Origin of the sequence: Aquimarina algiphila, assembly GCF_947494415.1 — a bacterium.
Classification (GTDB): Bacteria; Bacteroidota; Bacteroidia; order Flavobacteriales; family Flavobacteriaceae; genus Aquimarina; species Aquimarina algiphila.
On record NZ_CANLVC010000012.1, the window covers coordinates 19,803 to 32,615 of the forward strand.

A 12,813-nucleotide genomic window follows, 5' to 3' on the forward strand; every position below is an offset into this window, starting at 1 on the left:
AAAACCTATTTTATAAAAAGAATGTTCATGTATCCCATAGATAAGACACTTAATAGATAGAAAAGTTGCATAATTAAGACATATTTAACAGCTTGTATTAATTATCTAATTTATGATTACACTCTAAAAACATTGTAATATGTAGTTCAAAAACAACCATAAACAAAAACCCTTTGGTAACTACTCCAAAGGGTTTTAAATTGAAACATAACTAATTGCATGTAAAACTACAAACTCAACTTATACAAATTATGACAGTCTCAATTTTTATCTTAATGTTTTTATTTTAAATTATTGTACTCTCAAAGGAGCGAGGTCAATTTCAAACCAACCTGTATTATATCAAGTACTTACAGAATAATTGTTAGATGAACTTTTCTTAACACAATCATCTGCAAAATCGGCGATAATTGCTCCAAGTCTATCATTTTCTAGAGTGTACATTTGTGTTCTTGTTGCTTCTGTACAAGTTCCTGAAGATTCTTCAGAAATTTGGAATTTTTGGTAAGGTCATAAGAGTTCATTTTATAAATTAATAGATTTAAAAATCAATTTTGTAATCTTCAAAAAAAGCAAAGTTTATTACTCCAATGGTCTGTAGTCTAAAAATCTCCCGTGTTGGTTCCGGGAGGTTTTTAAAATTTATTCCACAGATATATCAAATGTCCAGTCAATATCTGGGTCTCCTCCTGCGTTAGTTATGTCTCCACCAGATACTCCTGCAGCATCTTTAGTAGGTTCATGTCTTAAAACAAACCTTAGCATACCATCACCTGTAGTAGCTGTTGTTGTTAATGAAAATGTTAATCCCACAGGATTTTCAGAAGTAAATTGTACTCCGCTTGCATTCTCATAATCAGATTCTTTATCGGTATAGGCCGTAGAGATGCCCAAATCATCGGTTACATAAAAAAACTGGTGTTCATCTGCTTCCTCTTCGATCTCTTCATTAACATTTTCAGCAGGGTCTTCGGTTTCGTTAAGAATACTAATGGATCCAGTATATGTGGTGCTAGCTTTTAATGGTCCACTTGCTGTTCCCGTAGGTTCAGTTGGACCATCTGCTCCATCAGCATCAAAAAAACGAAGGGTAACAGTATCTGTCCCGTCAGTAAGGGTTACTTCCATCGTAGTAATAACTTCTTCTTCACTTACTGGTGCAGGAGCATCATCATCACTCGAGCAAGATGTTAGTATCAATCCTGCTACAGAAAACACGGTTAAAAATTTACTTAAGTTCATCATTTTAAAATTTAATATTTAATAGTTAATTGATATTCGCAATAAAAAGTTTCTACCCAAATCATCTGCAAAATATCGTTGACGATTTAGATAATTTCTATATGTTGTATTTGCTAAATTGTTAATTGTAAATCCAAGGTTTAAAAAACTTTCATCACCCATCTTAAACTTCATCCCTGTATCAAAATTAAGGAGATGATATGCAGAAGGAGGCGTATTTATTTCAAGTAAAATATCTTGTCCTCTACTAGGAGAAAATACCGTTATATTTGGAGGAAATTCATTTTGTCTAAAATGGTATTGACTTTCTAAAGAAGCTGTAAAATCAAACCACTCTGCTTTAGCAAATGTGATTTTATTATTAAAATTAGGAGCAGGCATGTTTATTAAAGCTTGTTTATCCTCTGTTTCCTGTCCTTTTACTAAAGAAAACATATGATCAGTTTTCCAGTTTGTGTGCCAATTTGCATATACTTTGGCATCGACACCTAATAATCTAGCATCGGTTTGTCTATACTGCCATACAGGAAAAGCACCTCTAATAGTTAACTCTGTACCTACTGGCTCTAAAAGGATATAATCTTGAATAAAATTAGCATATGGAGCCAATTCCCATCCCCATTTTTGATTATTATTTTTAAGAGATAAAGATATTTTATGAGAAGTCTCCTGATCAATTCTAAGATCTCCTAATTCGATCCTTGCCGCAGAATGATGCAAGCCATCACTAAACAATTCTGACGGATTAGGAGCTCGTTGGGATAAGGCATAATTAAAACGAAACTCATAATCATCCTTAAATATGTATTGCATACCTGCTGTACCTGAAATACTATGATAATCAAAAACCGGATTTGTTAATAACTGCGATCCTATCACATTTCTATCTACAACAATATCCGAAAAATCTTCTTCGTACCCTCTTAGTTCCCATCGCGAGTTCAAATAAAATTTTTGTGCATCTATGTGATTAAAATCATATCGAATTCCAGCATCTAAAATTAAGTTTTCTTTTAGATCATATTCTACAGTAAAAAATGCTCCAACATCATATTTCTCATAATCAGGAATAAGACGCCTTACTCCCGTAAGTGGATCTGCAAAATTCTCCTGATATCTAAACAATGCCCCTGTAGTAAATTTATATTTTTCACTAGAATCAAATTCAAAATCTGAAGTTATAGAATGCGTGGTTAATTCTAAATCTATACTTGGGATTTTATCAAGTTCTTGCGTTCTCCTAATATCAAATTCTAATCTATTGTTGAGTTGGAAATCATACTGTGTAGTCCATTTACCTAATTGTTCAAATCTTTTAAAGTACTTTACACGTCCCAGATGATGTGTTACCTCTTGCCTTGGGTTCTCTATATCATAAGTAAAATCACGAATAATATCGGGTTCACCACTATTTATTGCATTAAAAAGATCATCTACGTTACCTATATGAGATGCTTCTAAAACACCTATCTCATTATCATAAAAAGAATAAAAAACATCCCATCCATAGGTGAATTTATTTACTCCAAATGATGCCGAAAATCCTTTTTCAAAAATCCCTGTGTTAGAAAGAACATAATCTGGAGCTTCAACGTCTCCATATCTTTTTAAGGTTCCATGCACTTTTAAAAACATTCCACTTTCATATGCTTTTGTCAATTTTGAAGTTAAAAAACCTCCTCTTCCATTTGTACTCCCTGAAAGCACTGTTTTTCCAAATAAAGTATCTTTAGCCGGAGCTCTATTAGTTTCCATAATGATTACTCCGCCGATTGCATCTCCTCCATATTTTAAGGCAGAAGCACCTTTGACGACAGTAATACTGTTGGCGACATTTATATCTACATTAGGAGCGTGTTCATCTCCCCACTCCATATCCTGCATTCTTACTCCATTATTCATGATGAGTATTCTGCTTCCACTAAGGCCTTGTATAATTGGTTTCACAATAGTAGACCCTGTGTTTAATGAAGATACACCTGTTATTTCTTTTAACGCATCACCCAGAGAAGCGTTGCTGTATTTTTCTATTATATTTTTATCAATTGTTTCTTCCTGAGAAGACAACGTTTTGGTATGATTTTCTCCAGATACCTTTACCTCTTGAAGCTCATTAAGATGATGTTCTAAATAAAAATCTTTTGTTGTAACCTTGGACATATCAATGGTAAATACTTGAGAATTACAATCCACATGTGATACAGTAAATGCATAAGATACCGCGCACAAATCATTGATCGTATATGTACCATTGTTATCTGTCACAATTGTTTTATTATTAAATGTTATCGTTGCTTCTTTTAGAGGTACTCCATCATGAAAATCAATTACCTTTCCGGTAAGTGTTTTATCGCATTCTTGTGCTGATAAAATGGTAACTCCTGAAAAAAACACAAGAATAAGTGTGAGTCTTTTCATTTATATGTGTAATAAGAATAAACTAGTAACTATTATAAATGAGTACTAGTAAAGAGGTCAATTAAAATAAATAGTTATTAGGCAGCAGGTGGTGCCTTATTAAGGAATGAATATTTAGATGAATAATCAAAATATTGTTGTACATATTTAATACGAACAACATTTGCAGGAATTGTAATTACAGAAGGGATTTCTATAACCTCTGTGCTAATATATCCATCATTTGGATTCTCTGAAACCATTTGACATACATTACAATCAATATCATTAGCATCATGACCTAAAACATGAAGGTCTGCTAATTGAATAAAACTGAATAATATCAGAAATATCGAAGCTACGATATGTCTATTTGACTTCATAAGTTGCAAATAAAAGAAAAAAAAAGAACAAATGTTATATTTTAATAATCTTGCTATGTTAAAAATTTGCAAAATCTATTGATTTTTTGGTAATTATCTCAAGGTTTTTTGGTAAATCATTCCTGTCCCATGGATGTTTTGCTCCAAAAACATGATCTGCACCTTCTATTAGAAACAACTCACTATTAGCATTGCAGCTATGAATATCTTTACCTTCCTGCACACTGACTGTTGGATCTGCCGTACCATGAATAATTAAATATGGAATCTGGATTTGCTGAGCAGCATTAGTAATAGTAAGTCGTTCTTTATGTGCTATAAAAGTTGTATAAAACTGGAAATAGTGCGGCATTTGTTGTTTAGTTCTTCCATTTTGAACATACATAACTCCATTACTTTGCCATTCTTCAAGAGCTTCACCTTTTGGAAAACGACTTTCGTAGTCTGAAACACTTGCCCAGGTAATTAATTTTGAAACTCTTGAGTCTTCAGCTGCTTTTATTGTTGCGATCCCACCACCACGGGAATGTCCAATCAAAATAATATCTTTTGATTTAACTTCTTTTTTAAAATTAAAACCTGGAGCAGTAATCCAGTTTATAACCGTTTCTAAATCATCTAGTTCTTTAATAAAGTTATTTTGCCCAAAAGCTTCTAAATCTGGAAAATCTATAGGCTGCTCTGCCGTTCCTCCATTATGCGAAAAATTAAATTTTATAAAGAAAAAACCTGCGTTAGCAAACATTCTTGCAACCAAATCCCAGGCACCCCAATCTTTAAAACCTTTATATCCATGACAAAAAACAATAACTGGTTTTGGTGTTCTCGTCTCATTATAAAACACGTCAATTAAAATTGGTTTTTGATGCCTCCCTACTATATTTATATTTTTATCTATAGAAATCATAACTACACTTCTTTTTCAGTGAATGGTATCTCAATATTAAAAATTTCCAAAATCAACTTTTTTAATTGTAATAAATACTCATCAAATACAGCATTAGAAATCTCATGATTTGCCTTACCTCTTACACCTTCTTTTGTTCCAAACTTGATAAATCCTTCTTGGAGGTTTTTAAATGAAATTATACCTGCTTGAAAAGCTTCAGTAACGGGGTTCTCATTATGCTGCATATATGCATATGCCAAAACCTGTATCACTTTACTATATTTATAGTCTTCGGTAATAGTATCCCAATCCATAATGACAACATCATTTCGGGTTACTTTACCTGTTTTATAATCAACTACTCTTAATTGCCCATCCAATTCATCAATACGATCTACTTTTCCTTTAATATAAATAGGAAAATCTAATTCCGGAATTCGTACTTGAGTTTTTAGATTGCTTTCTATGGATATGATTTTTACCTGAACACCATTACTCAATAACTTTTCTTCTGATTTTAAAAAATTATAGATGTATCGTTTTGCAACTTCAAAAATCAAAAGATTTTTACCTTGTGTTATATTTAGTTTTGCATATTCTTTCCTAAACTGACTCTGAAGCTCTTTATCAATCTGGCTTCTCATTTTTTCTATCTCCACTTTGGTAAGAAAAGTATTCTCCAAAGGTTTATAAAAATTCTCAAGGGTATTATGAATAACAGTACCTAGCGTATTAGCTGCAATAGTTTCTTCAACTTCTTCTGTCTCTTTAACCCCTAGAATATATTTATAATAAAAATCCATTGGATTTCGTATATACGTTGTTAATGCAGAAGGTGATAATCCATGTGCTCCAAGGTCTTTTAATTTTTGTAAAATAGCTTGATTCTTCCTTATTTCTAGTGGTTGCTTGATTAGCTTTGGCACTTCTGATGAAATGGTATACCGTATAAGATTATGTTTTGGTCTTTTATCGATATCCAGTTGAAGTAAAAATCTACTTTTTTCTCCACCACCTACTCCTTCATCTTCGGTATTATAAACTAGATATACTTTTTTAGCTCTTTGAATAAGTCTGTAAAAGTGATATGTATAAATCGCATCTTTTTCTTTATAGGTTGGAAGATTATATGCCCTTTTTAAATCATACGGGATAAAAGAGTTTGCACTCTTTCCTGCAGGTAAAACCCCCTCATTCACAGATGAAATAATCACGGTTTCAAAATCAAGACATCGTGATTCTAACATTCCCATGAGTTGTAATCCACTAAATGGTTCTCCTAGGAAATCTAATGTTTCTGTCATCAAAACATCTTTATATATTGTATATAAAGACCCTATAGAATCTAAATAATTGTAACTACTAAACAGGGAAGCAATCTTATTAAACACCAAATGAAAATGATACACATATTCTAATTCGAGTTCATCTTTTTCTTTATCCAGGCTATTTTTAAGAAGCTGTATTATCTTTTTACAGTATCCTAAGGCTACACCTACATCAGCCCATGGTTCAAATAATAACCTCAACACTTCTTTCTCATGATCAGAAACTTGCTCCTGTAGCTTAATTAGTGTTATATACACTATATTTTCCTGAGATATGACTTGAATCAAACGTGATGAAACATCCAATCCAAGTAAGCGGTGGGCCGGAAGACTATTTAAAATTGCTAATATCGATTTATAATATATTCCTTTGGTATTAGGATTCTTATGAAGGTGGAATAACAATTCGAAAAACACGGATAGTGGCACCTCCTTTAAAGGTAACCCCATTGTAATGTTAAGAGATTCAACAGTACTCGGCAAAGAGTTAAGTATGGGTTGTAGTAATCCTTCATCAGCAAGTACTAATGCAGTATTCTCCATATCAGATTTAGGAATAGAGGAGAGTATCTGACCAATAGATTTTGCCTGACCTATGTTTTTAGGCACTCCAATCGTGGTAATGTCTTTTTGTGCTGAAAAGTAATTTCTAACCCACTTAAATGGTTCTGTTTTATAATACTCCCATTTATTCTTATAACTCCTTAAGAATAAGGATGCCTCGTGATAAGTGTTCTCCATAAAAAACTGATCAGCATCCCAAAACACTTTTGCCACACCTGCTTCTAAAAGAGATTGAAAAATAACTTGTTCTGCGTTATTAAGCGCATTAAAGCCAACTAAAATATGTTTTCTTTTTTCTTTTTTGACATATTCATGGATATCTTCTGATGCTTTCCTATATAATAACCCTTGATATCCTACTTTCTTTTTTAGTAGTTTATTTTTAAAATTATTATAGTAATCTATTAGACTTTCCCAAAACCTAATATAGTTTTTGACAAGGTCTGTCTTTTCCTTTTGTAAGTACCAATGATTTAGATCCTGTATCCCAGATAAATATGAAAAAAAACTCTGGTGATCAATACAATATCTATCGATTTCATTAAAATCATAAACTAAAGTTTGTGCCCAGTTACTAAAGGTTTCAAAATTTTCTTTTTCTAAATGCGAATGTGTATTTAGATACGTTTCATAAAATTCAAATAATGTCTCAACATTATCTATTTGCTGAAGCCCGGATAGTTGAGTAATAAATTCTTCTATACTAAGTATTATAGGAGCAAAGAAGGTCTGATCCTTATACATTTCTAAAAGTTCTTTCTTTAGAAAAAGTCCAGCTCTTTTGCTAGGCACAAGAAAAATCAGGTTGCTTATATTTTCTTTTGCTTCTTGTAATTCTAGTAATACTTCTTTTAGGAAACTTTTCAAAGATTTAAAATTTTATACCAACGAATAAGTAAACGATTTTATAATTTACTCATTATTCTTAATTAAAGAAAAGAAATTTTGAATGGTTTGTTTACATGGTATAAAAATAAAAAACGTCCCGAAAATTTCGGGACGTTTCTATTATGTATTAAGAGGTTTTCTTATTTTACTAAGTTAATCTCTACACGTCTGTTTTGTGCTCTACCAGCTCTAGTTTTGTTAGAAGCGATTGGTCTAGACTCTCCATATCCAACAGCAGATAATCTAAACTGATCGATACCATTTTCAGTTAAGTATGTCTTAACTGCATTAGCTCTAGAGTCAGATAATCTTTGGTTATTAGCTTCTCTACCTTGACTATCTGTATGACCTTCTACCGTAAACTTAGCATTAGGATACTCTTTTAAGATCGCAATAATATCTGCAAGCGCTTTATTAGATTCTTCTTTGATACTAGATTTACCAGAATCAAATAAGATCGTCTTAGCGTATTCGTTAAGCGTTTTCTGTACTTCTTCAGTTACTTCTGGACAACCATTGTTTGCAACAGTACCAGCAACATCAGGACAGTTATCATCTTTATCTAATACTCCGTCACCATCTTTATCTTGGTAAGGACATCCGTTATTAGCAGCAGGTCCAGCTTCATTTGGACAACCATCTTTACCGTCAGCGATTCCATCACCGTCAGCATCAGGACATCCATTAAGTTCAGCTAATCCAGCTTCAGTAGGACACTCATCTTTAGGATCTGGTACACCATCACCGTCTGTATCAGGACATCCGTTAAATTCTGCAGTACCTGCAGTATCAGGACAGTCATCCTTTGCATCAGTGATTCCATCACCATCTGTATCAGGACATCCATTGAATTCCTCTAAACCAGGAACGTCTGGACACTCATCATCTTTGTCATATACTCCGTCACCGTCTGTATCTTTTCCTCCGAAAGCGAAAGTAAGACCAGCAGAATGTTGGAAGTGCGTAGGAGGGTAACTCCCTGTTTCGTAATCTTCGAATACGTGCTTGTAAGTTGATTGAACATTAAATGCTAAGTTCTCAGTTAACCAAAAGTTAACACCAAGAGAACCATTAAGTGTCCCAGCACCTAATTCATCAAGCCAAGTATATCCACCACCTACACCTAAGTAAGGGTCAAACCAACCTGTTTTTAGTACATTCTTAAGACTATAGCTAATTCTACCGTCAAGAGCATAGTAAGAAAGGTCATCTACGTCAACATTAGTTCCATCAGGAAGTTCTCCTGCATTACTTATTTTGTTAACTGACCCAGAAGCTGTGAACGTAAAACCGTCTCCAATATATCTACCAACAGATAATTTAGAAACAGATGGAAGGATATTCCAATGGTCACTAGCATTAAAAAATTCGTCGAAAATTTCACCTTGACTATTAAGATCTCCGCCAGTAGGAAATACATCAACGGCATTAATACCTATAGAAACCGCCCAAGGATTGTTTTCATCTTGTGCATTCGCAGTACTAACTCCAAGTACCAGTAACGAAGCCACTAATAATGTGCTAAGATGTTTCATATTCAATAATTTAATTTTTAAGTGTTAATTAGAGCAAATGTAATATGTTAAACATAACTGTCAAAGACAAATCTAATAAATTTTTCTTAACAGGCCAGTATATATCGAAGCTTTGGAGGGTCTTGTAGTTTTTATTTACAATTTTTTGGCCCAAAAAAAAACAACGATTTTAACCTTGTTAGAGAAAAATTATAGGTTTTATCTCAACAATTACGATACAATTATAAGATAAAAATACCTTTTATCCTTAAATTTTTTTTAGTAATTGTGAAAATAAAGGTTTATTTATATGTGTTTTAAAGTGATATTTTCATTAAAATAAATAAGAATTTTATCCTTAATTGTATGTCCTATCTCCTCAAGAACCGAAGTGTATTTCTCTAATTGTATTGCATGCGAACTATGATAAGCACCTGTTTTATAATCTAGTATTGTCGTCATATTATTCTTGTCAACTACTACTCGATCTGGTCTAAATAATCTTCCATTAGAAATAATATCTCTTTCGTTATATACAATATTATCAATCGAATAATATGTAGCAAGCTGTGGATGATTAATGATGTTTTTTATTTCGTTATACAGTATTTCTTTCTCATCAATAGCGATTTCTCCTTTTTTATAAGCCTCTTCAATAACTAGCTTAACATCTTGGTACGTTTCTATCGAAGCCATAAGGTCATGTATCAAATTACCTTTCTCTATTGCATTTTGTTGCGAAGTATCCCATAATTTACCAGAATTGGTAACGATATTAACCTTATGCTTTCTGGATGAATCTTCTAACCGAGATAGCTTTACCACTTTTGTCTTACTTTTTTTATCTGTGTTTTGAATATTTGGTCTTATAGGATTTCCAAAAGGATACTCTTTTTTTTCAGCGTCCCATCTGTTTATATTTTTTAAATATGCTATCAACTTTCCAGAAAAAGTGTTTGGATTACTTTCTCCTTTAGTATTTAACTCCAGTTTAGAAATAATATACATTTGCTCTTTTGCTCTTGTTAGTACAACATATAACAGATTTAAGGCATCTAATTCTAACTGAGCTTGTCGGTTTAAAACAATTTCTTTGGCTTCGTCACCATAGTCAGATATACTTTTATTATAATTTATAAAAACTTCTTCAAAATCGACATAATGCTCTTTATTCACTGGCAACCAGGTTTTTGGTTCCAACTCTCTATAAATATCTATATTGGCATATGGATAAATAACACAAGAAAACTCTAAACCTTTTGCTTTATGAATGGTCATAATCTGAATGGCTTTTTCTGCCTCTGGAGCCACTATGCTTAATTTATCTTTTTTAATGTTCCAATAAGAAAGGAACCCTATTATACCTTCTGTATGTTTTTGAGAAAAAGCAAATACAACATCAAGAAAGAATTGTAAATATGCTGTTGTAACATCTTTAAGAAAAAAACTGGTAATGATATATTCTGTTGCATCATAAAGTGGTTTTGCCGCTAGTATATCAAAATCAAAATCAACCCCTAAAGACTTTAATTCTAAAGAAAAAGAGTGTTTATCTCTTCCTATCATTTTTTGCAAAAACGAATGTTTTTCTTCTATTGAAAATTGTTCTGTCAAAAAGTGTAAAACATTAATTTTTGAAGGAAGGTGATCAGACTGTGTAAACCATGTAAGCATATCAATAATAAATCCTACCTGAGGAGAATTTGCTATCAATAGTGTTTCAGAAGAAATGATAGACAATCCTTTTTGAGTTAGAAAATCTGCAATTATTGCCCCTTCTTTTTGTTTTCGTACGATAACACAAATCTCGTTGAGTTGATATCCTTTTTCTCCAAGTTCAATAATAGTTTCGAATACTCGTTCTGGATATATCTCATTTTCTTCGGCTACATTTTTTGCATTAACAAAAGATATATTTACGTATCCATTTTTTTTATCGTTAACCTGTTGTTTATTACCTTGTATATAAAGCTCCTGGTGTTTTGTGTTACTAAAATCGGCAGATAAGAAAGTAAATAAGCTATTATTAAATTTGATTATCTCTTCATGGCTTCTATAATTTTTTGGCAAATCAAGGACTTCTTTTTCTTGAGTCGAAAAAGGGTTTTTATTCGATGACAGTTCTATAAATTGTTCTGCTTTTCCTCCTCTCCATCTATAAATAGCTTGCTTTGCATCTCCAACTATTGTAACCTGCCCTCTTTTTCCGGTTAAGGTTTCTGTTGAAACAGCATTATCAATAAGCGGAATCATATTATTCCATTGTAACTCTGATGTATCCTGAAACTCATCAATAAAATAATCCCTGTATCGTTCCCCCAGACGTTCATAAATAAATGGTGCGGGTTGATCCTGAATAGCCTTACTTATTATTGTATTAAATTCTGATATTAATAAAATCTTTCTTTCCTTTTTAATACTTAGTAACTCTTTATTAATAGCATTTAAAACAGAGAGAGGTGTTAAGTTGTTGATACTATTCTGAAAAAGATTTATCTTTATCAATATTTGCTTTGTGGCCAAAAAGGTTTCTTCTATCAAAGGTCGAATACTATCTATTTTATCCTTCTGATAACTGTCTAATTTTGCGCTATAGAATGAGGCTTCATGTATATTTTGTTTCCAAACCGCTTTAAAATCAACTTTTGTATCACCTTCTGCAAGCTTTATAAAATGATTAGGTATGGAGCTACGTGTAAAATCTGTATGTTCTATCTCTTTCTCTTTTATTAATTGCAATACAGCGTTTGATCCAGAAATAATATTTTTTTTACATTCTATAATTTTTTGGGCTAAGAGTTTTTTAAGTTTATCAAAATCATCAATTGTCTTCTCTGAAAGCTTATTGAGATGATCTCGGTCATTTTCGCTAAATAAAAGTCTGGCAATTTTATTTAGTTCAATTGTAATATCCCAGCTTTTGTCTTCCTCAAGTTTACTAATCGCGAAGTCAATGATTAATTTAGTAAGCTCTTCATTTATTCCTATTTGAGCCACTACAGCATCCACAGCTTCTTCAATTAAAGAATCTGTATCCATTTCTATTTCAAAATTCATTGGTATCCCCAGATCGTATGCAAATGTTCTTATGACCCTATGGGTAAACGTATCTATGGTTACGATATCAAATGCTGCATAATTATGCAGAATACTTCTTAAGATATTAAAGGCTTTCTTTTTTAATTGTTGCTCTTCAATCTTGGTTGCAGTAATTAATTCTTGTACCAGATCCTGATATTTTTCTGGCGTACTCGGTTGGCTAATCGCTACAAGGTTTTCTAAAACCCTGGTTTTCATCTCTGCAACAGCTTTATTCGTGAAGGTAATCGCCAAGATGTTCTTGTAACTCTCTTTAAACTCTCCTTTTAGTAATGTAATGAGATACTCCTTTACAAGAGTATATGTTTTACCTGCTCCGGCAGCAGCATTATAAACCGTAAAAGACGTTGTAGAACTCAATTCTTTTTTTTTACTAAAATACTAAAACCCTTCATTTTTATCTCACAGAACCTTATAAATATAGAAGGCACTAAAGCATCTGTTTCATCAAGATATTGGTTTTAATTAATTTATAACAACTATAAATTTTTATTCATCGCTCTAATTGT

General features: G+C 32.3%; 7 protein-coding genes. All 7 read right to left on the bottom strand.

The features are described from left to right. Positions 1 to 642: 642 nt before the first annotated feature. The 7 genes from PQF96_RS26360 to PQF96_RS26390 all read right to left on the bottom strand — a co-directional run bounded on the left by PQF96_RS26360 (position 643) and on the right by PQF96_RS26390 (position 12,664). On the bottom strand, positions 643 to 1,242 hold the full coding sequence (locus tag PQF96_RS26360; RefSeq protein WP_143916224.1) for a type 1 periplasmic binding fold superfamily protein: 600 nt from the start codon (positions 1,240 to 1,242) through the stop codon (positions 643 to 645). Positions 1,243 to 1,260: 18 nt separating this feature from the next. Continuing rightward, positions 1,261 to 3,660 carry a TonB-dependent receptor gene (locus PQF96_RS26365; protein ID WP_271769920.1) on the bottom strand — a complete coding sequence of 800 codons (2,400 nt, stop codon included), beginning with the start codon at positions 3,658 to 3,660 and terminating at the stop codon, positions 1,261 to 1,263. Positions 3,661 to 3,737: 77 nt separating this feature from the next. Further along, positions 3,738 to 4,022, bottom strand: coding sequence for a hypothetical protein (locus PQF96_RS26370; protein WP_143916222.1), 285 nt, complete (start codon positions 4,020 to 4,022; stop codon positions 3,738 to 3,740). A gap of 58 nt (positions 4,023 to 4,080) precedes the next feature. Then, on the bottom strand, positions 4,081 to 4,929 hold the full coding sequence (locus PQF96_RS26375; protein WP_271769922.1) for an alpha/beta hydrolase family protein: 849 nt from the start codon (positions 4,927 to 4,929) through the stop codon (positions 4,081 to 4,083). Between the two features lie 2 nt (positions 4,930 to 4,931). Then, positions 4,932 to 7,670, bottom strand: a complete 2,739-nt coding sequence (locus tag PQF96_RS26380) for a PD-(D/E)XK nuclease family protein (protein ID WP_271769924.1) — start codon at positions 7,668 to 7,670, stop codon at positions 4,932 to 4,934. 161 nt (positions 7,671 to 7,831) lie between these two features. After that, a complete protein-coding gene (locus tag PQF96_RS26385) occupies positions 7,832 to 9,226 on the bottom strand; it encodes an OmpA family protein (RefSeq protein ID WP_271769926.1) in 1,395 nt (464 codons plus the stop codon). Positions 9,227 to 9,511: 285 nt separating this feature from the next. Next, on the bottom strand, positions 9,512 to 12,664 hold the full coding sequence (locus PQF96_RS26390; protein WP_271769928.1) for a UvrD-helicase domain-containing protein: 3,153 nt from the start codon (positions 12,662 to 12,664) through the stop codon (positions 9,512 to 9,514). Positions 12,665 to 12,813: the final 149 nt, after the last annotated feature.